Here is a 26,496-nt window from a genome sequence, read left to right as displayed (position 1 = left end):
ATTAGATTGGTTTGAGTACCACGGCTGTATAGCGGCGGGGAGAAAGATATTGTTGAGCTAGGCGCTGAAGGTCTAATGGGCCAAATGCTTTAATCCTGGTGGGATAGCTAAGCGCTAATTCTGCAGTGGCGATCGTATTGTAATATCCGTAAAGACCGGCTAACTGTCCCGGCGTTTCGAGCGAGAAAGCAAAATCGTTGCACAGCAAACGCTTACAGCGAAGCAATTCTACCTCGGAAACCGGCTCAGACTGCAATTCCCAAAGTCGATCGCAAATCCGAGATTCCACCTCTTCAATATCCTTCGCGTCCAAGACTGCACTGATAGTAAATAAACTCGATTCCCGTTGCAACGAGAAAGTGCTCTCGATCGCCTCTACCAATTGTAATTCTTCCCGCAGTTCCCTGACTAAACGCGAAGTCCGCCCGTCTGCAAGCAACACCGACAGCAAATCCAAGCCGCAAGCACTTTGCAAGTGTTCAACTCCCGGGCCCGTCCAGGCCATCATCAGCCGCGCTTGTTCCAATCGGGGGAGACAGAGTTCCTGACGGCGAATTTCTATCAGTGGCGGTTCGGCTTCTGCGGTTAATTTGGGACAATCCCACCGATCCGAAAACTGCTCGAATGCTTTCCCCGTAATATCTCTGGCCTGTTGTTCATCAATTCCCCCGACTACCACCACAGTCATATTTTCCGGCTGATAGTGAGATCGGTGGAAACAGCGCATTTCGTAGGGAGTTCGGGACATCAGCAGTTCTTCCGTTCCCAGTACCGATCGCCTGTAGGGATGCCGCTGGTAAACTGTTTCCATCATGGCTTGGAAACCGAGCCAATCGGGATTGTCTTGAGCTTGGCGGATTTCTTCGAGCACAACATCTCGCTCGCGATCGAATTCCTGATCCGGAATCGAAGCCCGCAGCAGCAATTCTGCCAGTGGCTGCGCTGTTTCTGCTAAATAATCGGCCGCAGCGTTGACGAAAAAATGGGCGTAGTCGTGACTTGTAGCTGCGTTGGCGACACCACCGCGATTTTCGATTACCTGGTCAAATTCTCCAGGGGCGATCGAATCCGTCCCTTTAAATATCATGTGTTCTAAAAAATGAGCCATTCCTGACCAAGAATCCGGCTCCAGCGTAGCGCCAGCCCTCACCCACACGTCTAGCGCGACCACCGGTGTGGCCGAAATCCGCTGGTGAATGACCGTTAACCCATTATTCAGCTTCCAGACATTGGCTGGGAACTCTAAAGCAGTGAGCAGTTGAGACAAGCTAGTTATTCTTAAACTTTAGTTAACTTCGGCTGCAACTATGGTAGCGCTTTACAGCTCTGCGATCGGGATTAATTGATACAAAAGTCAGTTGTCAGTGGGCAGTGGGCAGTTGGCAGTTGGCAGTTGGCAGTGGACAGTGGGCAGTTATCAGTGGGCAGTTGTCACTTGGTAGTTGTCACTTAATAGTTGTCAGTGGTCAGTTGGCAGTTATTAAGGGTAATTTTTGCTTTTTTAAAAAACGACCTTAGCCTTAATTAACTATCATTTCTTGGTTTAAAAGTCAATAGGTTGCGCGGGATATTAATGAATCAGTCGGGAGAAAGAGGATGTTATCAGAATATATCAATAAATTAAGAGATGTAAGAACACTAAAGACATTGAGAGGAGAAACGACAGATGGTAGCTACCCTAGAAGATACCAAGCGCCAAGCGATCGCGATGAAATTAGCAGACATGAAAGCGCTGCAAAACCTGTTGATCGCCAACGAGCAATTGTTCATCAATTCCTGCAACGACTCCGAACTAGCCCAGCGCTTCCGGGATATGCTCGAAGACGATCGCAAAAACTTGGGCGTATTAGAAACTACGATCGTGCAATACGGCATTCAAGCCGAACCCAAAGAAACCAGCACAAAAATGATTGAAGAAGTTCAGAAACTCATGCAAGGTTCTGAACTCACATTGTTTGAAAAAGTCGCTCAGCACGAACTGCTCAAACACAAACAAACAATGGCTGGTTTGTTAATTCACAAAGCTGCTCAAGTAGTCGGCGCCGACATCGAAGCTGCTATTACCCCCCTCAACACAGTTAACTTTGAAAACCGCGCTCACCAAGAACAACTCAAAGGAGTTCTGGAAATTTTAGGAGTACGCGAACTGACCGGCAAAGACCCCGACCAAGGCGTTTGGGCCCGCGTACAAGATGCAATGGCAGCAATGACCGGCATCATCGGCGGTGCAGTTACCCGCACCAAAGATGAGATGAACATCACCGAAATCATCTCAATGGATCACCGCAAAGCCGATACCCTATTTATGGAAATCGCAAGCACCGACGATCCTCAAAAACTACAAGAATTCTTCGGTCAACTTTACAAAGACCTCAGCGTTCACGCCGAAGCCGAAGAACAAGTTGTTTACCCAGCAATTCGCAGCTACTACAGCAACACTCAAGAACTCTACGACGAGCAAGCAGAAATGAAGCAAATGCTCGCCAAGATTAAGTCAATGAGCCCGAGTTCTCCTGAGTTCAAAGCCCAAATCAAACAGCTCCAAACAGCGGTTCAGGATCACGTAAAAGAAGAAGAAAACGATATGTTCCCTCAAATTCGCCGCAACCTGAGCGAAGCACAAATGGAACAAATGGCTACTCAATTCAAAGCAGCCAAAAGCACGATGCAGCAAGAAATGGCTAACATGAGCTAATTCCGCAGCGAGCTAATTGTAGCTCTAGCTGGGTTCAAAACTAGCTAAACTGCAACCTATCAATCCCGCTACCCACGTAGCGGGATGACTGTTTTGTATAAACGTCACCAATGTTCACAAACTAATATCAAATCTGTTTTAGCAATGCTTGCAGGAGTCGTAAATTTTTTACCCCACCCCAACCCTCCCCGATGCCTTGGGGAGGGAGTAAGAAATTCACAAATGATTTAGGACTGCTATAGCATCGGAATTATTTATCTATCTATTCTCGACCTCTGCGTGAATCAGCGTCAATCCCTTGTCATCTGCGGTTCAGCAATTCTTTTTTTTTGCCGCAGATGAGGGCATATCAACACAGATTAACGCAGATTAATTGTATCAATTTCGTTTGCATCGTCCGTGATTGTTGACCCTTCGGCGAAGCTAAGTGGGCATCACTGTTGACTGTATGTTACACCCAATGATGCTAGCAGATTGAATATAACTAAAAAAATGAATAAACCCGCCCTAGGTAACGTGGTTGTGGGGGCGGGTTTATTTAGATTGTGAGTTATAGTCACAGGTTGTGGGTGAAAGTTCTCCGACAAAATGCGGTTATTTTTATATTAACTCGCGCCAAATCTACCCGTTAATCACAGATCCGCCGTTGGGATGCAAAATTTGACCCGTCATGTAAGACGAATCTTTTGAAGCTAAAAACACAAAACTAGGGGCAACTTCATCGGGTTGACCGGCGCGTCCCAAGGCCGTGTCTGCACCAAATTTCTCCACTTTTTCTTCAGAGAAAGTTGCAGGAATTAGAGGCGTCCAAATCGGGCCGGGGGCGACTCCGTTGACGCGAATTCCTTTCTCAGCTAAACTTTGAGACAAAGAGCGGGTAAAGGCAACAATTGCTCCTTTTGTGGAGGAGTAATCTAATAATTGTTGATTGCCTTTGTAGGCGGTGACAGAGGTAGTGTTGATAATTGCACTTCCCTCTTTGAGGTGTTTGAGAGCGGCTTTTGTGAGGTAAAACATTGAGAAAATGTTGGTGCGGAAGGTGCGCTCTAATTGTTCGGCGGTGATATCTTCAATGCTTTCTTGGGGATGCTGTTCGGCGGCGTTGTTGACAAGGATGTCGAGGTGTCCGAATTCTTTAACTGTTTGTTCTACAAGGTTTTGACAGACGTTTTCGTCGCCGATGTCGCCGGCGATCGCAATACAGCGCCGGCCTTGTTGTTCGATCGCCTCTTTGGTCTTTTTGGCATCATCATCTTCGTTGAGATAGCTGATGACCACGTTAGCGCCTTCTTTGGCAAAGGCAAGAGCCACTGCACGCCCGATACCGCTGTCTCCGCCGGTAATTAAGGCTACTTTGTCCCGCAATTTGTCGCTACCGCGATATCCCTCTGCAAAGGATTGGGGTTGCGGGGTCATTTGCGATTCAATACCGGGTTGCTGTTCTTGATGTTGAGCCGGATTGGTTTGTTGTTGAGTTGGCATAACATATTCCTCTACGTTCTACCTCTATAAATAAAGGTTTTCTGGAACTAGGGAATCGCTCTTTTTGCCGATCGTGCCCTACTACTAAAGACAGTTTGGGCGATCGAAACCGCTTGTTATTATTGTCACAACAGCAAAAAGCACGCCAAAAGATCATTTGACGTGCAGTTTAAACAAGCTAATTGCTAATTGCTGAGTCTCGAACTAGAAACCCAACTTAAGATTGAAACGGCAGAGGCACCAAATCAGTCTTAAAATCAGCGATCGCAAATAAGTTTTTGTCGAGATTATCAACACCTACAACCGGTGTAGTCACCGCACTCGCCGACTCTATTATCCAATTGTTGATGCCATCAAAGCTCATCATGGTCTTCTCCTCGACGAGCAAGCTATTGATGCTGTTGTCCGATACCAGAGCCGCCGCTGAACGGCCGGGGTTATTCAGAGGATCATCGGAGATGCTAGAACCAGTTACCACACCCGTGCCGCCAGTCAACGGATCGGTGCTAGCACCAGTTGAGCCTGGCGCCGACACGCCGATCGGCGTTACAAAAGTATTTGGCCCCGGCACCGAGAACGTAACAGGATTAGGCCCTGTCGGAATGGGGAATGGGTTGGCAACGCCCGGAGCGTTGAAAACTTCCAATAGGGAATAGTTGCCTGGAGCTAAATTGGTGAACAGAACCTCGCCCTGAGCATTACTCCTCACCAGAGGCTCGGTAGCAGGATCGTAGCGACCATTGTTGTTGAAATCCAAGGTGAACGGGATGCCCTCCAAAGGAGGTTCGCCCTCATCTCGAAGGCCGTTGCGGTTGTCGTCCCGGAATTTTCCTCCGAGATAGTTAAAGAACTGGCCGTTGCCCACCAAAGCACAAGTAAACGTTTGGTTTGCGCCCAAAACGATGTCCAGTGGTTGAGTAGTTTGGAAAGAATTGGAAGGCACCACTTCCCGGACTCGGTAAATACCGGGGGTCAAATTGCCAAACTCCCAGCGACCGAACTGATCGCTGACGGTACTTGCTTCTCCGGCATCAAGGGCGTCGTTACCGTTGCTGTCGAGGTAGATTGTGACCCCTGCGATCGGCGTTTCAAAGCCGTCTCGGTAGCCGTTGCCGTTCAAGTCTTGGAATTTGCACCCAGTGATGCGGCTGTTGGGGGTGTTGCCAAAGACAACGTTGGCATCTTGAGTGCTGATGTTGAACTGCACCCGATCCGGAGTAGTAGGACTAAAACCAGCTTGCGGCACTTCCCGAACCACATAATTGCCCGGTTCCAGGTTGGTGAAAGCACCGCGCCCGTTGGCATCAGTTACTAGCGACTGTTCCCCTGTGTCGAGGGCGCCGTTGTCGTTGGCATCAAGGTAGACCGTGATGCCGGGAATGCCCACTTCCTGTAGAGTGTTGGCCGGTTCGTAACGACCATTAGCGTTCTGATCGTTGTATTTGAAGACCGTGATGTTGGGGCGCGTATTCCCGACAGCACCGCTACCTGGATTTACCAAAATCGGGGTGAAGAAGACTGCAGGTTCCGGGTTGACCGGCGGGAACGGGGGCGGGAAGTTCGCCGCAACGATCCGCTGGCCGCCTGGAACACTATTATCTGCGACTATGAAAGGCAGCGTGCCCTGCTGCCGCGATTGGGGCCCGGGGGCTGTGACTTCTACCGGGTTCTGCGTAGTTGCAATTGGCGGCTGGTTGGGTATGAAGGTTTCAAAGGTTTCCAATACTGAGTAGCTGCCAGCTTTCAAATCTCTGAAGGTAGCCCTACCATCAGGCCCAGTTAACAGTCGCGGTTCGCCCGCGTCTGTCCTGCCGTTCCGGTTCAAATCGAGGATGAACGGGATGCCTTCGAGGGCAACTTCGCCGGAGTCTTGTATGCCGTTGGCGTTGTTGTCCCGGAATTTGAAGATCGGGATTTCGTACAGGGGAGTGTTGCCCACTTGAGCGCAGGCCCAGGTTTCGCCAGGGCCGAGGTTCACGTCAAGCAGGGGGGTGCTGCCGGGGGGAGTGCTTTGGGGAAAATCTCTTTCTAACGGTTCAGTGCCCGGCCCGTTGGCGCGCTCTTCCCGAATCCGGTACAGCCCAGCCGATAAACCAGTGAATCGGAACTCGCCGTTTCTATCGGTTAAGGTAGTGCGTTCCCCTGTATCTAGCTGACCGTTGTTGTTGGCATCGATATAGATTCTGACGTTTTCCATCGGGGGTTCACTCCCGTCTCGAAAGCCGTCGTTGTCTACGTCGAGGTATTTGCAGCCAATAATCTGACCTTCCGGGACGCGACCATTGCCGAACAACACTGTGGCATTAGTGCCCGCGAGGGTGACGACGACTGGGTTGGGAGTTGTCGGGCTGAAACCGGCTGGCGGGATTTCCCTGACTGTATAGGTGCCTGGAAGCAAGCCTGGAAATATGAAGTTTCCGCTGGGGTTTGTCAACGTCGAGGGTTCACCTGGATCGACAGTGGTGTTGTTATTGGTGTCAATAAAGATTTGGACGTTGGGGAGCCCCGGTTCGCCGGGCTCTCGAATGCCGTTGAGGTTCTGGTCGTTGAACTTGGTACCCTGGATACCCGCAGGAGCGTTGCCAAAATTGATGGTTGGCGGTAACACTACTGGAAATAATACAGGAGTTACCTGACTAGCACTTTTTTCTGCCATGATTTTCTGTTCCTTCACACCTAAATCTACGTAAGCTACAGGCTACTGTATCACTTTGTCAATCAGCAGTTAGCTGCTGCTAGCGACTGACGATCGCTACTCAATCATACATACGTCTACGTTGCTCGAAGGTTCCTCATCTAACATCAGGCTTACTCCAGCTTTGTCGCACGAGATTATATCAGGTTTTGAATAGCTGTGGCAATTTGAGCGCAATATCTTCAAGATTTGCGCCCGGAGTTCTTCTGCCCGTGGACACTTGCTGTTTTGAGCTGGAACAACGTTAAAACTCACTGCACCTCGGTGACTTGAGCGACCATGCCACGAGGGCGATCGCACTTGGGGAATTGTCTGATAATTCCTAAAAACAGGTATGATACTGTCTCTGAATCTTGCTCCTCATATACAAGCCAGCTTTGGGCTTCCCGGAACTCTGGCTTGGCTTTGGAGGTTGCCAACAATAGGGTATCACGCGATCGCCCTTTAACCTCTTCCTAATTTTTATCTGCGGTTTGGGATTCGGGGCGATCGAGCTTTGTCTCACCCTACTTAACCGGGAAATTCCTCACACCCATCGGCACAAACCAGTCAGCGATCACCCCATTATCTAATTCATTGATATTGACACAATTACCAACTTGTGAATTAGGCTCCAGACCGACATTCTGTTGCCCAAAGTTAGGAATATTGCCTAAATTTGCAAAAAATCCATCACTCAAAAATTTACTAATTTGATCACTATCACGACCCTGGCTCAAAAGCAAGCTATCCGCCCCCATATTACCCGCAGGTTCGGGTCTCGTATAGCTGTTGGCATCCGTTAACGGGTCGCCCTTCCAGGATTTAGCCGACCTACCCTCAGCCTCTCCAGTCACCAAATCGATGCTGCTAGCCCCAATCTCTGCCGAGACAACAACCACCGCAGGCGGAGTCGTTTGAATGAAACCGGGCGGCGGAACTTCGCGGACAACATAACTACCTACCGGAACATTGCGGAAACTGTAATTGCCTTGAAGGTCGCTTAAGGTACTCGCTTCGCCCGGATCTAAACTGCTGTTGTTGTTGAGGTCGATATAAATTTGAGTATTGGCGATTGGGGGTTCCCCAGGATCTAGGCGGCCGTTGGCGTTAAAATCGTTAAATTTCACACCGCTGATGGTGCCAGTCACCAATACATTGCCAAAGCTGAGATTAGTGGCATTTGTGCCGTTGCCCACGGTGATCGGAGTCGGATTGGGCGTGGTTTGTCGAAAACCGGGCTGCGGGACTTCCCTCGCCACATAGGTTCCTTGAGGTAAATTGATAAAAGAGAAATTACCTTCGGGGTTGGTTAAAGTCGAAGGTTCGCCCGGATCTAAACTGCCGTTGTTGTTGAAATCAAGGTAAATCGGCCAGTTGGCAACTCTCGGTTCCGTCGGTTCGTTGATACCGTTAGCGTTGAGGTCGTTGAACTTGAAGCCGCTGATGCTGCCGGTAGGAAAATTGTTGCCGAAATTGACGCCGACTGCGTTGGTATTGCCGATGATGTCGATCGGGCCTGGATTTGGCGTAGTCTGTACCCATCCCGGTTGCTGAACTTCCCTCACCAAATATCTGCCGGGAGAAACATTGGCAAAAGTGTAGTTGCCTTGGGGGTTTGTGATGGTATTGGGTTCGCCCGGATCAAAGCTGCTGTTGCCGTTGAGGTCGAGGTAAATTGGCCAGTTTGCCAGAGGCGGGTCTGTCGCGTCTCTGACGCTGTTGGCATTGAGGTCGTTGAACTTGACACCGCTGATGCTGCCGACAAAAAAGACATTGCCAAAATTGATGTTGTTGACAGTGGCGTTGGAAGTAACGTTAACCGGGCCGGGGTCAGGTGTGGTTTGGAGAAAACCCGGTTGCTGGACTTCTCTCACCAAATATGTATCGGCGGGAATATTGACAAAAGCGTAATTGCCTTCAACGTTTGTAAATGTAAAAGGTTCGTCGGCGTCGAGCCTGTTGTTGCGGTTGAGGTCGAGGTAAATTTGCCAGTTAGCTAGCCCTTGTTCCCCAGGATCTCGGCTGCTGTTGTTGTTGATGTCGTTGAATTTTGTGCCTGCGATCGTCCCTGCGTTAAAGTTGTTGCCAAAATTGATATTGCCAGCATTTGTGCCACTGGTAATCGTGATGGGTGCGGGATTTGGGGTAGTTTGGCGAAAGTTCGGCTGCTGGACTTCCCTAACTTGGTAAGTTCCCGGTGGCAGGTTGGCGAAGATGTAGTTGCCTTGCGCGTTTGTGACGGTGGAAGGTTCGTTAAATTCTGGCTGGCCGTTGTTGTTGAGGTCGAGGTAGATTTGCCAGTTGGGAATGGGGACTTCTCCGGGATCAGGGAGGCCGTTGGCGTTAAAATCGTTGTATTTAGTGCCGCTGATGCTGCCGACTTGGAAGTTCCCGATGTTGACGTTGCCGATGTCTATTTGGCTGGCAATTCTGGTGGGGGTGGATTCGGACATGGTGTTGCTGGGGCCCAATGAACGCGGTTCAATGTTTTCTGTAGGGCAATCTAGCAGTTTTTTTGCCAATTGCAGCTATTTGAGAGGATAAATTATTTTTAGGAAAGGGAAGGGGGGAAAAGTTGTGAGTTTTGAGTTAACTGGTTCGCAGACATAGCCAGGGAGTCAGTTAATGCCTTATGCCCAATTCCCTATGCCTAAATTCCCAATTTTTTCCAGATTTGATGTACGATCGCTACCAGTTTTGCAGAGGTCGAATTCCCAATGTCCCAAAACTTGACAGCAAGCTGGAATGAAGCCCGCGAGGTTCCGAGTTTGCTCTTCGGCTGGAGTTTGTGCGGTTTATTGGCAATGAGCTCGATCGCCCCTACTCCTGCTGTCGCACAGCTACCTACCTCCGAACAGAGTAACAGCAACAGCCCGATCGCTCAAACAGGTGCGATCGTCCGCCCCGCAATCAAATTGGGCAGCCGCGGCTCAGAAGTGATCGAACTCCAAGCTGCTCTTCAATTGTTGGGCTTTTACGCTGACACTGTAGACGGGATTTTCTCACAAAGCACCGCTAGATCTGTGTCTCAGTTCCAAGAAGCAGCAGGTCTGCCTCCCGACGGAATAGTCGGTCAAGATACTTGGAACCGGCTGTTTCCTGCGACTCCGAGCGCGATCGAAAACCCGATCGCTAACGATCCTGTAACTGCCGACAACTCAGAGATCAACCCCCAAGGGCAGCCAACAAATTTTCCGGTTTTGAGAAGACGAATGCGGGGGGCTGCAGTCAGAGATTTGCAAGAACGGCTGCGGGCCAAGGGATTTTTGCGGGTGAGTGCTGACGGCGTGTTTGGCCCGGAAACTCAAGCTGCTGTCAAGGCGGCTCAGCGACAATATCAACTGCCAGCAGACGGCATTGTCGGCCGCGCAACTTGGGAAGCTCTGCTGCGTTGACAGCAAGCGAAAACGGCCGGCTATGCACGTTGCGCGATCGAGCGATCGTACAAATTGTTAATAATCGCTTTTGGAAGTATTTCATCACATCAAAAAGTGTCAAGTTTGGTAAACAAAGTGTTTTTATGCGCGCAGTTGGTGTTAACTTAAAAACATGAGGGGCAAAACCAAGAAGCACAAAAAACTTGGATAAAAAACTTGGAATTAGAGTATTTGTCCCGCTCGGCTCTAGTCCGCAGGCAACGCCTGAACCGTGTAGTTTATTAGCAAAGAAAGGTTGACATTGGGATCGAGATTTGTTAAATAGCTTGAGGCTATTGGATTAATCAAAAGTTGCGATCGCACAATCAAACACAGAAGTCTGAATAGACTCCGCTGATAGCTAGCTCGTCTACAGAGTAGTTGCCAAAAAGTCCACCTTAGTTGTAGTTTGCTGAAACTCAGCAGAACTAAAAACCCACTTGAATCAACTTAATTTACAAACTTTTTAGGGTCTGGCATCCGATATGCTAGGCCCTAAAATTTTGAGATTTTTTTGAAGTAGTCAGCAGTCTTTGGCTGTCAACAGTCAAGAGTCAACAGTCAACCGTTAACTAATGACTAATGACCATTTCATTGAATTTCTTCAATTCGAGCATTCAAACCGTTAGCGCTGAGCATTTGTAGCAATTCCTCAGCTTTTTCGAGTTCCCGAAAAGCACCGGCTTGCATCACCGATCGCCCGCTGGAAAAAGAGCGAAAAGCACCGGGAACGAGAGATTGCATTTTTTGTCGATCGCGCCAACTGTCGGTATCCACCACAACTCGATACCGGAAACCCAAAGCTCTGGCTCGATCGAATGACGGCGAATTATCCTCGGCATCGGGCAAAGAATTCCCCCCTAAAAGTGCAGGTACATAGCCACCCCTTCCTATCGGAATGTTGCGACCCGGAACCGGCAATCTACCCTCGGAAGAAACCGAACTCGAACTATCAAAATTGGGAGGAATCATTGGTTGCTGTACCGAACTTTCCGAAATTGATCGATAATTCGGATCGGGCACGGGAATTGCGATCGCCCCTTGGGCTACCGATGAAGCAGCGGCATTCCTCGGAGAAAGTTCTTGTCGCAACTGGGCGCTTCGCGGTGCGGGTCGATTTTGCACCGGTCGCTGGGAAACGGGCGCAGGCGGGGGAAGTGGCGCTCTTTCTACTCTGGGACTTAGCCGCCCGGGAGTGTAAGCAGGGAGAGAAGTGTCTGGCCCACCGATGCTGGGGGGTCGATCGGTCGTTAGCTGCAAAGCGCTTCCCCCCATTGGCCCAGGGGTAAAAGTTCCCGCCACATCAACCGAGCCCGTCGTCCGGCTGCTCGACAATTGATTGCCGTAAGCTGGGATTACTTGACCTTTTGCCGCATTGTTGACATCGTACTGACCGTTGTTGCGAATGACATTGCCCCCCGGTTCGGCTGCAGTTCCCAAATCCGGCAGAGAGCTCGCGATCGCCACAATTCCGTCCCGGCGATTACTCTCGATATAATTGTTACGCAGCACAGGTCTAGCATTAGCTTGCACCACCACGCCATCTTTATTGCGAGTAATTTTGTTACCGATTAGCAGAGGCGAAGCGTTCTGCGCTACATTCACCCCAAATCCCGTGTTTTCAAACACATTATCTCGAACTTCCGGCTGGGAACTGCCAAAAATTGTAATGCCGTTAGCTCCATTCTTCGAGAAAACATTCCCGCCAATCGTCGGCCTGGAAGTACCCACTACCGAAATGCCGTCGTGAGTGCTGCCAGAAAAAGTATTGTTGACAACCGTCGGAGAACTCGATTCGATCCACAAAGCGTAACCGCGATAGTTGGTATTCGTCACCGTCACCCCGCTGAGGCCCGCCCCGTCTGCGCCTAAAATCGCAATATTTTGACCCGCCGAAGTCGGACTGATAAAGTATCCTCCGCCTTTGATGACAATATTCTGACCGCGAGTGTTGGGATTTCCCTGAACTGTCACGCTGGGTCTGAGCATTAATGGAAATTTTTCGCCGGTTTGCTCGCTGTAAGTACCGGGCGCTAGCAAAATCGCTGTCTTGGGTGGGGCGACGCTTAAGGCGTAGGTAAGGGTTTTGAACGGAGCTTGATCGCTGCCGTTGCCCCCCGTGTCGCTGCCTCCTGTCGAGCTGACGTACAGTATGTTGATGTCGCTCAGCAGCGTCTGAGAAAGTAGCTGCACTCCCGGTATCCCGGCAGCGATAACTGACGGTTGATGGTTGCAAAGGGCGGTGGTGGCAAAAACGAGCAAAAGGCAAGAACTCAAACAAGATTTTTGCGATCGCTTTTCTTTGCACTCGCTATATTGAGAGTTTGGGAGCATAAATAAACCCCACTGATTTGCGATCCGAGTTCCGCTTCCCGAGTTTGGTGTCGGGTTTTCGCGATCGAACTTTGATTTCACCCGCCTGCTGGGGTCTTCTTCTGTTAATCTTTTGTGTTGTTCTGCTAACCTCACGGCTCTCCTCCGAAGTGTGGTATGCAGTTTAACGATTCCACTCTCATCAAGTTTGATCTATTATGCTTTGTTTTCATGAAATTCAATAAAACTTAAAAAAATATTGTCGAATTTGCATTGGTTTATGCCAAAATTAAGCCGCCTGCTTTGCCACAATCTTGACGGCCTGTGACAATGTAGCGGTTTGACTGGTAGAATTAATTATAATTAGGGTGGTTGTGAATGACCGACAAACAAAACAGAACTTTACCGGCACAGCCAGCCCTCTGCCGGATTTTAGATGCAAATTTAGATCGATCGCGCGAAGGGTTGAGAATTATTGAAGAATGGTGCAGGTTTGGTCTCAATAACGCCGATTTAGCTGGCGAGTGCAAGCAACTGCGTCAAGAATTGGCTGCTTGGCACGTCGCAGAACTTCGCAGTGCTAGGGATACGCCGGCCGATCCGGGTACGGAGTTGACTCACCCGCAGGAAGAGCAGCGTTCGAGCATTCAGCAGCTACTGGAAGCGAATTTCTGTAGGGTGGAAGAAGCTCTGCGGGTACTCGAAGAGTATGGCAAAATTTACGATCGGAATATGGGCGCGGCTTTTAAGCAGATGCGCTATCGGGTTTATACTCTCGAAAGCGATTTGCTGGCTTACCGGCGCTACCAGCAGTTACTTCGATCGCAGTTATACCTCGTAACTTCGCCCAGAGACAACTTGATGGGAGTCGTGGAAGCTGCTTTGCAAGGCGGACTGACTTTGGTGCAGTACCGCGACAAAAGCTCAGACGACGGCGCAAAGCTGGCTAACGCGCGCCAGCTTTGCGAACTTTGTCACCGCTACGATGCTTTGCTGATTGTGAACGATCGCGTGGATTTGGCGATAGCAGCGGATGCCGACGGCGTACACTTAGGGCAGGGAGATTGGCCTGTGGCGGAAGCGCGCAAGTTGCTCGGCCCGGGACGGATCATCGGTCGTTCTACTACGAATGGCGAGGAAATGCAGCGAGCTATTGAAGAGGGAGCCGACTACATTGGAGTTGGGCCTGTTTATTCCACTCCTACTAAACCTGATAAACAGGCGGCGGGTTTGGACTATGTGCGGTATGCTGCTGATAAGTCGCCGATTCCGTGGTTTGCGATCGGCGGAATTGATATCAACAACCTCGATGAAATATTGAATGCCGGAGCTCAAAGGGTTGCCACAGTACGCGCGATTATGGAAGCAGAACAGCCTACTTTAGTCACGCAGTTTTTCATCTCGCAGTTGATTCGGATGCAGAATCTAAAAGCTCAAAAAGCTTTGCAGGGGAAAACCTAGGTTTATTTGCGATTTGTAGGGCGGGTTTAGCACAGGAAATCTGTGCATAAAATATAATTTTGTTACCAAACCCGCCCTACAAACAGATATTTTACTGATGATAAATCAAATTGCGCTGCAAGTTAACGGAGAAACCCGCAATTGTGCGATCGACACACCGTTACCAAAATTACTAGAACAATTGGGATTAAACCCGCGCTTGGTGGCTGTGGAGTACAACGGGGAAATTCTGCACAAACAATTTTGGGAAACTACACAGATGCAAGAGGGCGACATCTTAGAAGTTGTCACAATTGTCGGGGGAGGGTAGCGACAAATTCGTGACAAATTAAGCCTCTAGTCCGCCAGGGAATGAATTCCCTGGCTAATAGCTAAAGTCCTCTCAAGAGGACTAATGAGTTCTTCAGTCCTCTTCAGAGGACTTTAGCTTTGAGGCAGGGGTTTCAACCCCTGTCGGACTATCGGTTCTACGTTAAGTTATCAAGAATTAGCCGAACCTAGGAACGTAGAATTAAACTGCCACAGGTTCAGCCACAGGTGCTGCTACAACAGGATAAATGCTGACTTTCTTGCGAGTTTTGCCTTTTCTTTCAAAAGTCACCACACCGTCAATCATGGCAAACAGAGTATCATCTCTGCCGATACCAACATTATTACCAGGGTGAAATTTGGTGCCGCGTTGACGGATCAAAATGTTGCCAGCTCTGACAACTTGACCGCCGTACTTTTTGACACCCAGACGCTGAGAATTAGAGTCGCGTCCGTTACGTGTACTGCCTGTACCTTTCTTGTGGGCCATAATATCCTCAACTGTATTTACTATTTTTTATTCTGAATCAGTTTCGGCGGTTTGGGGGGTTTCAACAACTGCTGCTGTTAAGTCTCTGGCGGCCAAGACTGTACCGTTGACGCTAATCGAGTCAATCATAAAGCGAGTTGTTTCTTGACGGTGCCCTTTTTTCTTCCGAGTTTTCTTTTTCGGCTTCATCTTGTAGACGAGGACTTTGCGGCCCCGGAAATGCCGTAGAACCGTTCCTTCTACTGTGGCATTTTCTAGTAGAGGCTGGCCGATATGAACCTCGCCTTCGTGCTGGATCAGAAATACTTTGTCTATGGTGACTTTGGATTCAGCTTCAACGTGAAGCAGTTCGATGTCGTAGAAGCGGCCTGGTTCTACCCGAAATTGTTTGCCGCCGGTTTCAATGATTGCGTAAGTCATGGGATGGTGGTTGAAATTGCCGTACAGGTAGCTGATGAGTCATTGGTCATTGGTCGTTGTGGACTTTTGACTGCTGACTGCTCTCCAGCTTTTGGAATGTCTTAACCTGATCCGAGCCGGATTTAGACAGACAATCTACTATTATTGCTGACTAGGGTGTTTTTGTCAAGTTCGATCGCCCCGGAAATTTCTAATTAGGGATAAAAATAGAAGATGCTGTAACCTTTTTATCCCATTTCTCCAAAAGGGCGATCGGACTGGATTCAAGCCGTCGCAGAACATTTGCGCGATCGCAACAATTCCAAAGCTTGCTGTTTCACCCTACCCTCCATCACCTCTTTTTGCAAATTAATAAAAGCCTCAAAATCTTCTAAACCGTACTTAGTCATCTGCAACTGCTGTCGCAACTGTTCTTCGGCCTCAACCGTTAAGTAACCTGTTGCCAATGCTTTTCGGACAATTTTACTGATTAAAGTCATAGTAGATTTACCCTGAATACACCTACGTTAAAACACTGAAGTTTTGTCACCAGACTAACTCAGCTTTTAGTTTGTTTCATAATTACCCTTAAAATAGGTTAAATCTACCTTAAGGTCTATGTAAATAAAGTTATTTTTGATACATCGATGAAACTGTAGCTATTTTAAATGTAGAGTGCGATTAAATTGGTATCTTTAGTTTGTGTCAGACAACATTATCCTTCAACTACGTTAAATCTACCTTAAGGCAGAATTTAAACATAGCGATTTGTAACATTGCAAATTGTCTGGATTTTAAATGTAGAGTGCGATTAAATTGGTATATTTAGTTTCTGTCTAACAACAGCCGCCATTCTCTGACAGCAAAAGGAGGAACCAGCAATTCTGTTTCTTTTTGATTTTTCACGGGAAATTTCAACAGCAAAGGTCGATTACTTTCCACTTGTGTAATTATTGATTTGAAATCGTATTCTCCGACATTAATTGGCAAACCAGACTCGTTCCAAATATCATTAGCATTGCCAATTTCGCGCTGCCCCGCCACAACTTTCAGCGGAACCGGGTGCTGCAATTCTGTTCCGGGAAATCCTACTAATCTCAGATTTAAAGACTTTACTACTCCCGACTTGACTCGCTTGTACAAAACAACTTGCCATGCTTTGTCATCTGTATCACGCAGGCTTTGTACGGATCGGAACATTACTGTCTCGGCAGTTTCTGGATATTTGTGAATCGAGGCGAAAGCGGGCGCGCTGACAGCTAACATTAGATACACGCACAAGCTAATAACAGTTAAAGTTCTACGCCAACAATAATGTTTTTTCACCTTGCAATACCTCCGATAATTTACACTTTTTCACCAGAACATAGAAAAAATGATAGATTTTGTATTGAGATTATTAAGGAATGAACAATAGAAGATAAAAAGCAGGCAGGCTTTGTTTGTATAAATATTATTCATGGATGACCAAGTTAAGCGCTAAACCTGCTCTGACAATCTCCATAATCAGCTTTATTTCCAATCAGTTTCAGCTTGGGATAGCACATAAGCTGAAACATCGATAATTTGTTGTTCCGACAAACGCTCTTTGTAAGCTGGCATAATACCTTTGCCGTTGGTTACTAAGTTGGAAATGTTGGCGATGGAATCCATGCCGTATTTTTTTAAGGCTTTTTGTTTCAAGTTTTTGCCGCGCCTGATAATGTTGCTGCCGTTGATGTGACAGCCTGCACAGTTGGCGCTGAAGACTTCGGCTGCAGTTGTGGGATTTGTAGTTGTATCTGCGAGGGCGATTTGGGAATTAGTGGCGATTCCTACAAATGCCAGTGTCAGTATCAATAGAAAGGCGGTGATAATGTTTTTTAAGTTCTTTAGCGAAATCATCTATTTGCAATTTGAAAAATAGTGCTGGATTTAAGGATATCACTAAATACGGATTTTGGGGTTAACTCAGCGATTTATTCTTCCCAATCGAATGTGCGGGAAACTGCTTTTTTCCAAAAGCGATATTTTTGTTCGCGAAGTGCGATCGGCATTTTCGGTTCCCAAGTACAATCCACCGCCCAATTATCGCGCAATTCGGCTAGCTGACTCCAAAAACCCACCGCCAAACCAGCCGCGTAAGCCGCACCGAGTGCAGTAGTTTCTGCTACCACAGGCCGCACCACAGGCACTCCCAAAACATCACTCTGAAACTGCATCAGCGTGTGATTTCCCACCATACCTCCGTCTACTTTTAAAGACAAAAGCTGCACAGCAGAATCCTGATTCATAGCATCCAATATTTCCCGCGTTTGCCACGCTGTCGCTTCCAATACTGCGCGGGCAATGTGTGCCTTAGTCACGTAGCGAGTTAAACCTGCAATTACTCCGCGGGCGCTATCTTTCCAATAGGGTGCGTAGAGTCCAGAAAAAGCCGGGACAACGTAAACTCCGCCGCTATCTTCGACGGTATTTGCTAATGTTTCTACTTCCGCAGATGTGTTGATGATGCCCAAATTGTCGCGCAGCCACTGCACAAGAGCTCCGGCGATCGCAATACTGCCTTCCAAAGCATACACAGCGGGCGATTCCCCCATCTTGTAGGCGACTGTTGTTAGTAATCCTTGGTTTGAAGGGACGATCGTCTCACCAGTATTCAGCAGCATAAAACAGCCCGTACCGTAAGTATTTTTTGCCTCCCCCAGACTGAAACAAGTTTGCCCGACGAGGGCGGCCTGCTGATCGCCCAAAGCAGCAGCAATCGGAACACCTGCAAGCAATCCTTTTGCCGTTCCAAAAACTTGACTCGAAGGGCGAATTTCTGGCAGCATCTGGCGGGGAATTGCCATTATTTCCAAAGTTTCGGCATCCCAATCGAGAGTTTGCAAATCCATCAGCATCGTGCGGCTGGCGTTGGTAACATCGGTAATGTGCGCGCCGCCAGTCAGGTGCCAAATCAGAAAAGTATCGACATTGCCAAAAATTGCATCCCCTTGATTTGCAGCTTCCCGCAATCCTGGAATATTGTCCAACATCCACTTAATCTTCGGCCCGCTGAAATAAGTTGCCAGCGGCAAACCGCATCGTTTTTGAAATCGATCTTTGCCCTCAAACTCCGCTAATCTTTCGCAAATTTGGTGAGTGCGAGTATCTTGCCAAACAATCGCATTTCCATAAGATTTGCCCGTTTTTCTGTTCCAAACAATTGTAGTTTCGCGCTGGTTGGTAATACCGAGAGCAGCAATATCTTGCGGGTCGATATTGCCGATTTCAAGAGCATTTTTAATCACACTTTGGGTGCGCTGCCAAATTTCATCGGGATTGTGTTCAACCCATCCTGGTTGCGGATAAATTTGCTGGTGTTCTTGTTGGTTGCTGCAAATTATCTGTCCCCGGCGATCGAATATGATAAATCTGGTGCTGGTGGTTCCTTGGTCGATCGCTGCTACGTATTTTTTTGCCAATTGTCTAAAACCTTTTTAGTAATGAGCTATTTAACGTATATGATACTATGTAAAACACAACCTAATCTCAAAAACTTTAGTTTAGGGAACTCCACAAGTTGAAACTGGTAGATTTGCTCAGGCTCGATCGCACAATTAAGGTTATTGGCTTTGACGACGCTCCGTTTTCTCGTACAAGCGGCAGTCTGGTGTCGATCGCGGGCATAGTCTGCGGGGGAACTCGATTTGAAGGAATGGTGTGGGGACAAGTCCTCCCCGACGGATTAGATGCCACGGATGCCATTTCTGGGCTACTCATCGGAGGCAAATTTTTGCCGCAATTGCATCTGGTTTTGCTAGACGGAATTGCTTTCGGTGGCTTCAATATTATTGACCTTCCCCAGTTAGCATCGCGGCTGCAAATTCCGTGCGTTGCTGTCATGCGTCGCCAACCAGATTTAGCTGCTGTTGAAAAAGCCCTCGGTCATTTACCCGACTCGGAATATCGTTTAGAATTGTTGCGCCGCGCTGGTAAAATTCACGCTTTTGAACCTTTCTTTTTTCAAGTTTGTGGCGAAAAACCGGAAGTAATTGCGCTGGTGCTTCAGCGTTTGACAGACACTGGAAAAGTTCCTGAAGCTTTGCGTTTAGCTCATTTGATTGGTGCGGCGGTAATTAATGGAGTTAGCAGCAGTTCTGCTTGAATTATTGTTAAGAACGGGCAAGATGCCCATTCCACACAGACTAACTTTTCTGATTGGTGCCCCGGAGAACCCGTTAAGAACGGGCAAGATGCCCGTTCCACAAAGAGTAAATTTTCTTGTGGGGTGGGCATCCTGCCCGCCCATGACAGACTTATTGACAATGGTGCAATATCTCAGTTTCTAGTCTCTTACTTAGACAATCTCGCCCTCTAATTCACCAAATTCGATTTGAGTTCCCAACGCCAAAGTCAGGGTACTTTCAGGTTCTACCATTTTTATATCACCTTGAATGTCGGTAGCCCACCAAGCGCGATCGCACAAATTGGTCAATCCTAATGAAAGCTCGTTTCTCGATCGAGAAGTGACTATAGCTACAAGACCGTTAGATGCTGCGGCTGTTAAACTCGGTATGTCAGAGGTGAATAGTTGAGTTCCCGCACTCAGAGGAATAACTCGACTGCCTAATTTCAGAGAAAATTGCCTGCTGGTAAAAGAATTTACTGCGGGCTGATCTGATATAAAGGTAGGCGGAATATTTGCTGGTGTTGGGGCTGGCAAGTCAGAGTTTCCTACTGTAATTGTACAGTTGCCGATTTTCTTTTGGTCGCCCGATCGCAAATAACTCACCGCCCCGCTATCAACATTCTCGCAAACAATTTGACCTGCTTCTAATTGAAACCGCATTGCCAAGGGTGAAACATTAGGAATGCAGATAATAGACAAATTTTCATCACTGCCAAAAGTCACTGGTTCCGAACCCAGAGTGAGAGTGCGATTTGCTCCGGTATCGTAACTAATTACCAGCCAAGCTTTGTTGAACAAAGTTTCAGCTACAACTAGCATAATTCCAATCCAAAAACCGATCGCAGCACAGCCAGCTAAGCGGCCTGCTGTACCCGATAAATTGTAAGCAAACAGAATAAACAAACAGCCGCCCAAAACTCCTCCAACACCGCCGCCTCCAGTGCCGCGAAGCGCTCCCAAATTAGGAATCCGCTGTGCCAGTCCCAGTCCTAACAAACTGCCAGCTATTCCCCAGCAAATTACTCGTAATAATTCGTTGTTTCCGTCGCCAATTCCGCTGTAAATACCTTCTGCGATCGCCCCAGAAATCGCTCCTGCTATTAAACCAAACAAGCCGCCATTTTTTAAAGCCTGTTTAATTTGAGGTTTGCCTTTGATATAGTAATAATAGCCGAACATAATAGCAGTAGCAATGCCACCGCCTACCAATCCAAACCAGCGAGCGGTAGAAAATACACTGTCAAAAACAGATTCCGAACCAGTGAGACCCTGCATGAAAGGTTCGGTGATGAGATTGCCGACGAAACCGCCGACAGCACCGCTAATCCCAAACTGTAAAGCTTTTTTAATGGCTGATAGATTTCTTTTCACGGCGCACCAGATTTAAAGTGAGAGTCAAATCTAGCTACAAGCTCGAAACTTAGGATTTCCGATGATCTTATTATCTGGCATCGCGATCGAGAACAGGCAAGATGCCTGTTCCACAAACACAAAGAGTTGAGTTTTCTTATGAGTAGTAGAGGTTGGGCAGGAACCATTGGTGTCAACTTAAGCTTTTAGTCCGCCAGTCCTCCCGCTGACCCAGCAGTCCACCAGGGAATTCATTCCCTGTCTAGTAGCAAAAGTCCTCTCAAAGAGGACTGAATCATTCCTTAGTCCTCTTTGAGAGGACTTTCGCTTTGAGGCAGGGGTTTCAACCCCTGACGGACTATCGGTTTTACCTTAAGTGCACACCAATGGGTAAGAGATTCCGCCCGTCCAAGACTTATTCAGAATGGTGCAAGATGTGAGACGATCGCACCTCTCCCCGCCTGTCTCCCGCCTGTCTCCCCCCATCTCCCGCTTGTCTCCCTCTCAGGGAGAAGTCTTTGACCCTCGCGCGATCGCCCGTCATAATTCCCGCTCAATGCTCGATCGCCTGTAACCCTTGCTGCCCGATAATTTTAGCAATTTTTTAACTGTGAAATTTTAACGGAGAAGACCCCAGCGAGGGCCCCAATATGAAAAGGAATGTTACAAACTATTACAGTAACACTCAGAATGTGAACATAATGCCTCAAAATACTTGCGAGAGGTAGTTGTGTCAGAGAAGCAATATCCTTACTAACTGCCCGATAGTCACTCGATCGCCACTAAGTGGTCTGCTGCAATCTTTATCATAAATTAAAGATCGCATCAGTCATTTATGGTATTGTAAGCGACAGGCTTAGTGCGAGCACTCACAACCGCACCGGTGTGAAGAACAAGCGCCGTTAAGCACCGAAGGCAGTCAACCGCCAACAACTTCAACAGTTGCTGAGTGTGGAAAGTCCAGCCTTCCCCGTCAAAGCTCCTGCCTGAGCAGGAAAGATACGGGACACAAGCGCCCGCTTTCGCTAGCTCAGCGCAGAGCAGTTCATATAGCAAAATATCCAGCGGGTACACACAAGATGAGTATCGTCACCAAATCAATCGTCAACGCAGACGCCGAAGCTCGCTACTTGAGCCCAGGTGAATTAGATCGGATCAAAAGCTTCGTCACCTCTGGTGAACGCCGCGTCCGCATCGCCCAAATTTTGAGCGAATCCCGCGAACGCATCGTCAAGCAAGCAGGCGACCAACTTTTCCAAAAGCGCCCTGATATCGTTTCTCCCGGCGGCAACGCTTACGGCGAAGAAATGACCGCAACTTGCTTGCGCGACATGGACTACTACCTGCGTTTGATTACCTACGGAATCGTAGCTGGCGACATTACTCCGATCGAAGAAATCGGTATTGTCGGCGTCCGCGAAATGTACAAATCTCTCGGAACCCCGATTGAAGCCGTCGCCGAAGGCGTTCGCGCTATGAAAAATGCAGCAAGCTCGCTGCTGTCTGGAGAAGATGCTTCCGAAGCTTCCTCTTACTTCGACTACGTTATCGGTGCGATGCAGTAAGGAATTTTGATTTTAGGTTTTCGATTTTAGATTGAAAAATTGGGGGTTGCCGGCAACCAGTTAAAAGCTATTGCAAATAACCAGCCAGTTAAAAATCTCAAATCCCAAATCCCAAATTCCAAATTCTAGCTCCAAAATTGGACTGACTCAGCCACTTTCTAGGAAACAAGACAACCATGCAAGACGCAATTACCGCCGTTATCAATTCCTCTGACGTTCAAGGTAAGTACCTGGACATCAGCGCTCTAGACAAGCTCAAGAACTACTTTGCTTCTGGTGAACTGCGCGTCCGCGCCGCTACAGCCATCAGCGCCAATGCAGCCACAATCGTCAAAGAAGCAGTCGCTAAGTCTCTGTTGTACTCTGATGTAACTCGTCCCGGCGGCAATATGTACACCACTCGTCGTTATGCAGCTTGCATCCGCGACTTGGACTACTACCTCCGCTATGCCACCTACGCTATGCTAGCTGGCGACCCTTCCATCCTCGATGAGCGCGTGCTCAACGGTTTGAAAGAAACCTACAACTCCTTGGGCGTGCCCATCGGTTCTACCGTACAAGCAATCCAAGCAATGAAAGAAGTCACCGCCGGTTTGGTCGGTTCTGACGCTGGTAAAGAAATGGGCGTCTATTTCGACTACATCTGCTCTGGCTTGAGCTAAGACTCAGGAAGAAGGAAGAAGGAAGAAGGAAGTTCGGCAACGGATTCTGTAACGGATGTAACGGATGTAACGGATGTAACAGATTTCAGTCCGATGGAAGTCGGAAGAAGGAAGAAGATTTATTTCTTGCCTCTTTTAACTTTTCACTTTTTACTTTGGACTTGTTACCTTTGACTTTGAAAAGAGGTCAGGGAAGTTGAGAGTGATTGCTAGACCGTCAAAGGCTGGTCGAGAAAGCCCGACGAGTTTTAACGAGCTAGTTTTGACTCCTAACTCCCTGCCTTCAATCTTTAAAAAATCCATCTAATAATCTGTAAACCTACTCAGGAGTTAGTTTCCCATGAGAATGTTTAAGGTGACTGCTTGCGTCCCAAGTCAAACCCGCATCCGCACTCAGCGCGAATTGCAAAATACCTATTTTACTAAGCTCGTTCCTTACGACAACTGGTTCCGGGAACAGCAAAGAATTATGAAAATGGGCGGCAGAATTATTAAAGTGCAACTGGCTACCGGTAAGCCCGGAGCTAATACAGGTCTACTGTAAGAGCCGAAGCTGGATTAGTAGAGGGGTAAGAGGTCGCGATCGACCTCTTTTTTGTTTGTTATAGTTATAGCAGAAGAAAGAATGTCCAGCGTTGTTAATTTAATCATTGACAAATATTTTAATAAGCAGAAAGTATAACTGCGATTATCGCTAACAAAACAGCAAGCATTTGTGGTAACGTAATAGCCTCTTTCAAGAATAAAGACGATAATAATATAGTAATCAGCGGGTAGATAGACGTAACACTCACTACATTGGCAACTTCACCTTTGCCAAGGGCTATAAAAAATACTAATGATGCCACAGTGCCACAAACGCCAACTAACATGGCAAACAAAATTCCCCTAACATCTCCCTCAAAACTAAAATTATTAGTTTTGATAATAATAAATAAAGTAGTTAAAATAGCGCCAATTGCTTCATAAACAAAAGCAGTTTTGTAGTCAATATATTTAGTCGCTAAATTCCCAAAAAATCCCCACAAACCATATAATAGCGAACAGATTAATGCGTAAATTAACCAATCTGGTGCTTTAGCCATCTTTGTTAGAGTTTATTGAGATCGTTCTAAAATCCTATGGCTAATGACATTCGACGCTTGATTCCTTTTTTTGACCCCAGCGCGTCTCAATGGGCCGCTGAGGCTCGGTGGCTGAGGTGGCTAACTTTTCTGTGGCTGTTTGTCGGGCTGACAGCATTGTTTTCGGCTTCCTATCCCATTGCAAATTATGAATTTGGAGACGGCCTTTATTATTTTAAACGACAGCTAATCGCAGTGGCGATCGGGCTGGCCGGTTTTAACTTGATGGTATACTCCCCCCTGCGCTACCTGATGAAAACATCTCAGTTAGGCGTTTTGTTGCTGCTGGGATTGCTCTGGTTGACCTTAGTTCCGGGGGTGGGAACAACAATCAACGGGGCGACTCGCTGGATATCTCTGGGCCCGGTTCCGATTATTCAACCTTCTGAGTTGATCAAGCCGTTTTTTGTTCTCCAAAGCGCCCGCATTTTCGGCAACTGGTCCCGGTTGACGAATAAAGTTCGCTTAACTTGGCTGTTAATTTTCGGTGCAATGCTTTTGGGAATTTTGTTGCAGCCAAATTTAAGTACCACGGCTTTGTGCGGGATGACTTTGTGGTTGGTGGCTTTGGCGGCGGGCTTGCCTTACTTGCAGTTGGGCGCAACGGCTATGGGGGGAATGCTTTTAGCCGTTTTAAGTATTAGTTTTAGGGAATATCAGCGCCGCCGGATTATGTCTTTCCTCAATCCTTGGGCTGATCCGATGCAAGACGGCTATCAGTTGATTCAAAGTCTCCTGGCTGTGGGTTCTGGGGGCATTTGGGGTGTGGGTTTGGGGATGTCGCAGCAAAAGTTATTTTATTTGCCGATTCAGTACAGCGATTTTATTTTTGCTGTGTTTGCTGAGGAGTTTGGTTTGGTGGGAGGTTTCTCGCTGTTGCTGATGTTGGCGGCTTACTCTACTGTGGCTTTGAGGGTAGCGATGAAGGCCCGGAATATTGAGTCTCAGTTGGTGGCGATTGGGGTGATGGTGGTGATGGTGGGACAGTCGTTGCTGAATATTGGGGTGGCGACGGGGGTTTTGCCGACTACGGGTTTGCCGCTGCCGTTTTTTAGTTACGGGGGTTCTTCGATGTTGGCAAGTTTGTTGTTGTCGGGGTTGCTGATTCGGGTGGCTAGGGAGAGTTCTGAGGCTGATGTGGTTTCTTTAAACGGCCTCCGTGGAAAGTCGGGAAAGCCGAAGTTGCCATCGAACAACGGCACTCCACAACCCGAATAATTTGTCAAGTTATTTCCTAAACTCGCGGATGACTAGAAACCGGGTTTTTTAACCACAATATTTGGTTAAAACCTTCAATAAAAGTCAAAAAACCCGGTTTCTTTATCTTCTGCTGCGGTATCATTCCGAGCGATCGACTATTTCCGCCCGTCACCTTTATTTGGCGGTTCTTCTTGTTGTTCTTGAGGTTTAGCTGTGATCTCAGTTAATTCTTTTTTGTCTGGTTGCGGTGTTTCTTGAGTTGAGTTAGCCATTGAGTTTAGTCCTAAATAGATGCACCGCTTAATGATATCTTTTCCGGCTACAAATGTGTTGCTGTAGATAGGGGGAGGAAAATCAAGACAGACAATTCTCATGGAGTGGCATTTGAGCTTTAATAAGTGTTAGCAATATTTTGATGTGTCAAGCGGATATTCAAACCAGAGCTCTCTCAAAAGTTATGAAACTGCAAAAAATTGGATGGTCGGCACTGATCTCAATCTTAGCGGCGCTGACTGTAGGTGAGTTTCGGTTTATCCCTAATTCTCAATTTAAAATCATCAATTCTCAGGCCTTGGCTCAAACCCAAGCTGAGCGGAAAGCCGAAGCAGACCGACTGTTCAAGCAAGGGCTTCAGCAGTATCAGATTAGTCAATTTCAAGCTGCATTGCAGTCTTGGCAACAGGCACTAATAATTTATCGAGAAATAAAAGACCGCCAAAGCGAGGGGAAAGCTCTGGGAAATCTGGGACTTGCTTACGATTCCCTCGGCGACTACGCCAAAGCCATCGAGTACACTCAGCAGGTGTTGGCGATCGCGCGAGAAATTAAAGACCGCCAAAGCGAGGCGAGAGCTCTGGGTAATCTGGGAAGTGCTTACTTTTCCCTCGGCGACTACGCCAAAGGGATCGAGTACACTCAGCAGGTGTTGGCGATCGCGCGAGAAATTAAAGACCGCCAAGGCGAGGGGAAAGCTCTGGGAAGTCTCGGAAGTGCTTACCGTAACATCGGCGACTACGCCAAAGCGATCGAGTACGCTCAGCAGCATTTGGCGATCGCCCGAGAAATTAAACACCGCCAAAGTGAGGGGGGGCTCTGGGAAATCTGGGACTTGCTTACGATTCCCTCGGCGACTACGCCAAAGCGATCGAGTACGCTCAGCAGCATTTGGCGATCGCCCGAGAAATTAAACACCGCCAAAGT

25 protein-coding genes and 1 pseudogene are annotated in these 26,496 nt (G+C 47.8%); 12 read left to right on the top strand and 14 right to left on the bottom strand.

Annotated elements, in window-relative coordinates:
• Nucleotide 1 precedes the first annotated feature (1 nt).
• Nucleotides 2–1,267 carry a pitrilysin family protein gene (locus QUA07_RS05865; protein ID WP_333084602.1) on the bottom strand — a complete coding sequence of 422 codons (1,266 nt, stop codon included), beginning with the start codon at nt 1,265–1,267 and terminating at the stop codon, nt 2–4.
• 399 nt (nt 1,268–1,666) lie between these two features.
• Here QUA07_RS05865 and QUA07_RS05860 point away from each other — a divergent pair, with 399 nt between their 5' ends.
• Nucleotides 1,667–2,695: a hemerythrin domain-containing protein gene (locus QUA07_RS05860; protein ID WP_333323336.1), complete on the top strand. Its 1,029-nt coding sequence runs from the start codon at nt 1,667–1,669 to the stop codon at nt 2,693–2,695.
• Between the two features lie 621 nt (nt 2,696–3,316).
• On the opposite strand, the gene QUA07_RS05855 is transcribed toward QUA07_RS05860, so the two are convergent.
• The 4 genes from QUA07_RS05855 to QUA07_RS05840 form a co-directional block, all read right to left on the bottom strand.
• Entirely contained in the window at nt 3,317–4,177 is an 861-nt protein-coding gene (locus tag QUA07_RS05855; RefSeq protein ID WP_333323334.1) for an SDR family oxidoreductase, read from the bottom strand.
• A gap of 217 nt (nt 4,178–4,394) precedes the next feature.
• Nucleotides 4,395–6,833 carry an SdrD B-like domain-containing protein gene (locus QUA07_RS05850; RefSeq protein WP_333323333.1) on the bottom strand — a complete coding sequence of 813 codons (2,439 nt, stop codon included), beginning with the start codon at nt 6,831–6,833 and terminating at the stop codon, nt 4,395–4,397.
• A 290-nt stretch (nt 6,834–7,123) separates the two neighbouring features.
• Nucleotides 7,124–7,291 (bottom strand): hypothetical protein, encoded by a 168-nt coding sequence (locus tag QUA07_RS05845; RefSeq protein WP_333323331.1) that lies wholly within the window; start codon nt 7,289–7,291, stop codon nt 7,124–7,126.
• An 87-nt stretch (nt 7,292–7,378) separates the two neighbouring features.
• Complete coding sequence (locus QUA07_RS05840; RefSeq protein ID WP_333323330.1) at nt 7,379–9,307, bottom strand: SdrD B-like domain-containing protein; 1,929 nt, start codon at nt 9,305–9,307, stop codon at nt 7,379–7,381.
• A 264-nt stretch (nt 9,308–9,571) separates the two neighbouring features.
• Between QUA07_RS05840 and QUA07_RS05835 the strand changes: the two genes are divergently transcribed.
• A complete protein-coding gene (locus QUA07_RS05835) occupies nt 9,572–10,249 on the top strand; it encodes a peptidoglycan-binding protein (protein WP_333323328.1) in 678 nt (225 codons plus the stop codon).
• 612 nt (nt 10,250–10,861) lie between these two features.
• Here the strand turns inward: QUA07_RS05835 and QUA07_RS05830 are convergent.
• On the bottom strand, nt 10,862–12,739 hold the full coding sequence (locus QUA07_RS05830) for a DUF1565 domain-containing protein (protein ID WP_333323326.1): 1,878 nt from the start codon (nt 12,737–12,739) through the stop codon (nt 10,862–10,864).
• Nucleotides 12,740–12,961: 222 nt separating this feature from the next.
• Here QUA07_RS05830 and QUA07_RS05825 point away from each other — a divergent pair, with 222 nt between their 5' ends.
• The gene (locus QUA07_RS05825) at nt 12,962–14,044 is read left to right on the top strand and encodes a thiamine phosphate synthase (protein ID WP_333323324.1); all 1,083 of its coding nucleotides are present in this window, start codon (nt 12,962–12,964) and stop codon (nt 14,042–14,044) included.
• 97 nt (nt 14,045–14,141) lie between these two features.
• Nucleotides 14,142–14,354 carry a sulfur carrier protein ThiS gene (thiS, locus tag QUA07_RS05820; RefSeq protein ID WP_015176890.1) on the top strand — a complete coding sequence of 71 codons (213 nt, stop codon included), beginning with the start codon at nt 14,142–14,144 and terminating at the stop codon, nt 14,352–14,354.
• Between the two features lie 201 nt (nt 14,355–14,555).
• Here thiS and rpmA read toward each other — a convergent pair whose 3' ends face one another.
• From rpmA to glpK, 6 genes are all read right to left on the bottom strand, one after another.
• Entirely contained in the window at nt 14,556–14,843 is a 288-nt protein-coding gene (rpmA, locus tag QUA07_RS05815; RefSeq protein ID WP_333323322.1) for a 50S ribosomal protein L27, read from the bottom strand.
• 27 nt (nt 14,844–14,870) lie between these two features.
• A complete protein-coding gene (gene rplU / locus QUA07_RS05810; protein ID WP_172190164.1) occupies nt 14,871–15,263 on the bottom strand; it encodes a 50S ribosomal protein L21 in 393 nt (130 codons plus the stop codon).
• Nucleotides 15,264–15,526: 263 nt separating this feature from the next.
• Nucleotides 15,527–15,742: a hypothetical protein gene (locus QUA07_RS05805; protein ID WP_015176895.1), complete on the bottom strand. Its 216-nt coding sequence runs from the start codon at nt 15,740–15,742 to the stop codon at nt 15,527–15,529.
• A gap of 325 nt (nt 15,743–16,067) precedes the next feature.
• A complete protein-coding gene (locus QUA07_RS05800) occupies nt 16,068–16,568 on the bottom strand; it encodes a DUF3122 domain-containing protein (protein WP_333323321.1) in 501 nt (166 codons plus the stop codon).
• Between the two features lie 186 nt (nt 16,569–16,754).
• On the bottom strand, nt 16,755–17,126 hold the full coding sequence (locus QUA07_RS05795; protein ID WP_333323319.1) for a c-type cytochrome: 372 nt from the start codon (nt 17,124–17,126) through the stop codon (nt 16,755–16,757).
• 74 nt (nt 17,127–17,200) lie between these two features.
• A complete protein-coding gene (gene glpK, locus QUA07_RS05790) occupies nt 17,201–18,688 on the bottom strand; it encodes a glycerol kinase GlpK (protein ID WP_333323317.1) in 1,488 nt (495 codons plus the stop codon).
• A 98-nt stretch (nt 18,689–18,786) separates the two neighbouring features.
• On the opposite strand from glpK, the gene QUA07_RS05785 reads away from it, so the two are divergent.
• Nucleotides 18,787–19,371, top strand: coding sequence for an endonuclease dU (locus tag QUA07_RS05785; protein WP_333323313.1), 585 nt, complete (start codon nt 18,787–18,789; stop codon nt 19,369–19,371).
• A gap of 192 nt (nt 19,372–19,563) precedes the next feature.
• Here the strand turns inward: QUA07_RS05785 and QUA07_RS05780 are convergent, their stop codons facing one another.
• A complete protein-coding gene (locus QUA07_RS05780) occupies nt 19,564–20,766 on the bottom strand; it encodes a hypothetical protein (RefSeq protein WP_333323311.1) in 1,203 nt (400 codons plus the stop codon).
• A 403-nt stretch (nt 20,767–21,169) separates the two neighbouring features.
• On the opposite strand from QUA07_RS05780, the gene QUA07_RS05775 reads away from it, so the two are divergent.
• The 4 genes from QUA07_RS05775 (at nt 21,170) to QUA07_RS05760 (ending at nt 23,516) form a co-directional block, all read left to right on the top strand.
• Complete coding sequence (locus tag QUA07_RS05775; RefSeq protein WP_333323310.1) at nt 21,170–21,319, top strand: hypothetical protein; 150 nt, start codon at nt 21,170–21,172, stop codon at nt 21,317–21,319.
• A gap of 505 nt (nt 21,320–21,824) precedes the next feature.
• Nucleotides 21,825–22,310, top strand: a complete 486-nt coding sequence (gene apcA, locus QUA07_RS05770) for an allophycocyanin subunit alpha (protein WP_333036136.1) — start codon at nt 21,825–21,827, stop codon at nt 22,308–22,310.
• 176 nt (nt 22,311–22,486) lie between these two features.
• Nucleotides 22,487–22,972: an allophycocyanin subunit beta gene (gene apcB / locus QUA07_RS05765; protein ID WP_006634930.1), complete on the top strand. Its 486-nt coding sequence runs from the start codon at nt 22,487–22,489 to the stop codon at nt 22,970–22,972.
• Nucleotides 22,973–23,312: 340 nt separating this feature from the next.
• Nucleotides 23,313–23,516: a phycobilisome linker polypeptide gene (locus tag QUA07_RS05760; protein WP_006634929.1), complete on the top strand. Its 204-nt coding sequence runs from the start codon at nt 23,313–23,315 to the stop codon at nt 23,514–23,516.
• Between the two features lie 118 nt (nt 23,517–23,634).
• Here QUA07_RS05760 and QUA07_RS05755 read toward each other — a convergent pair whose 3' ends face one another.
• A complete protein-coding gene (locus QUA07_RS05755; protein ID WP_333294895.1) occupies nt 23,635–24,057 on the bottom strand; it encodes an EamA family transporter in 423 nt (140 codons plus the stop codon).
• A 36-nt stretch (nt 24,058–24,093) separates the two neighbouring features.
• Between QUA07_RS05755 and QUA07_RS05750 the strand changes: the two genes are divergently transcribed.
• The 3 genes and pseudogenes from QUA07_RS05750 to QUA07_RS05740 form a co-directional block, all read left to right on the top strand.
• Nucleotides 24,094–25,314 carry an FtsW/RodA/SpoVE family cell cycle protein gene (locus tag QUA07_RS05750; RefSeq protein ID WP_333294893.1) on the top strand — a complete coding sequence of 407 codons (1,221 nt, stop codon included), beginning with the start codon at nt 24,094–24,096 and terminating at the stop codon, nt 25,312–25,314.
• A gap of 397 nt (nt 25,315–25,711) precedes the next feature.
• Nucleotides 25,712–26,323, top strand: a pseudogene (locus QUA07_RS05745) (tetratricopeptide repeat protein); the annotation flags it as partial.
• Between the two features lie 65 nt (nt 26,324–26,388).
• Nucleotides 26,389–26,496 (top strand): tetratricopeptide repeat protein (locus QUA07_RS05740; protein ID WP_333323477.1); only part of this gene is annotated, 108 nt, incomplete at its 3' end.

The organism is Microcoleus sp. T3_A4, from assembly GCF_036700465.1.
In the GTDB taxonomy this organism is placed as follows: Bacteria; Cyanobacteriota; Cyanobacteriia; order Cyanobacteriales; family Microcoleaceae; genus Microcoleus.
The sequence above is the reverse complement of the archived record's forward strand: the minus strand, read 5'-3'. Positions and strand labels throughout refer to the sequence as shown.

Excerpts from the sequence above, each read along its gene's own strand:
- QUA07_RS05860 (WP_333323336.1), top strand. The coding sequence starts at position 1,667 with ATGGTAGCTACCCTAGAAGATACCAAGCGCCAAGCGATCGCGATGAAA.
- QUA07_RS05855 (WP_333323334.1), bottom strand. The coding sequence starts at position 4,177 with ATGCCAACTCAACAACAAACCAATCCGGCTCAACATCAAGAACAGCAA.
- QUA07_RS05850 (WP_333323333.1), bottom strand. The coding sequence starts at position 6,833 with ATGGCAGAAAAAAGTGCTAGTCAGGTAACTCCTGTATTATTTCCAGTA.
- QUA07_RS05840 (WP_333323330.1), bottom strand. The coding sequence starts at position 9,307 with ATGTCCGAATCCACCCCCACCAGAATTGCCAGCCAAATAGACATCGGC.
- QUA07_RS05835 (WP_333323328.1), top strand. The coding sequence starts at position 9,572 with ATGTCCCAAAACTTGACAGCAAGCTGGAATGAAGCCCGCGAGGTTCCG.
- QUA07_RS05825 (WP_333323324.1), top strand. The coding sequence starts at position 12,962 with ATGACCGACAAACAAAACAGAACTTTACCGGCACAGCCAGCCCTCTGC.
- thiS (WP_015176890.1), top strand. The coding sequence starts at position 14,142 with ATGATAAATCAAATTGCGCTGCAAGTTAACGGAGAAACCCGCAATTGT.
- rpmA (WP_333323322.1), bottom strand. The coding sequence starts at position 14,843 with ATGGCCCACAAGAAAGGTACAGGCAGTACACGTAACGGACGCGACTCT.
- rplU (WP_172190164.1), bottom strand. The coding sequence starts at position 15,263 with ATGACTTACGCAATCATTGAAACCGGCGGCAAACAATTTCGGGTAGAA.
- QUA07_RS05805 (WP_015176895.1), bottom strand. The coding sequence starts at position 15,742 with ATGACTTTAATCAGTAAAATTGTCCGAAAAGCATTGGCAACAGGTTAC.
- QUA07_RS05795 (WP_333323319.1), bottom strand. The coding sequence starts at position 17,126 with ATGATTTCGCTAAAGAACTTAAAAAACATTATCACCGCCTTTCTATTG.
- QUA07_RS05775 (WP_333323310.1), top strand. The coding sequence starts at position 21,170 with ATGGTGCAAGATGTGAGACGATCGCACCTCTCCCCGCCTGTCTCCCGC.
- apcA (WP_333036136.1), top strand. The coding sequence starts at position 21,825 with ATGAGTATCGTCACCAAATCAATCGTCAACGCAGACGCCGAAGCTCGC.
- apcB (WP_006634930.1), top strand. The coding sequence starts at position 22,487 with ATGCAAGACGCAATTACCGCCGTTATCAATTCCTCTGACGTTCAAGGT.
- QUA07_RS05760 (WP_006634929.1), top strand. The coding sequence starts at position 23,313 with ATGAGAATGTTTAAGGTGACTGCTTGCGTCCCAAGTCAAACCCGCATC.
- QUA07_RS05755 (WP_333294895.1), bottom strand. The coding sequence starts at position 24,057 with ATGGCTAAAGCACCAGATTGGTTAATTTACGCATTAATCTGTTCGCTA.
- QUA07_RS05750 (WP_333294893.1), top strand. The coding sequence starts at position 24,094 with ATGGCTAATGACATTCGACGCTTGATTCCTTTTTTTGACCCCAGCGCG.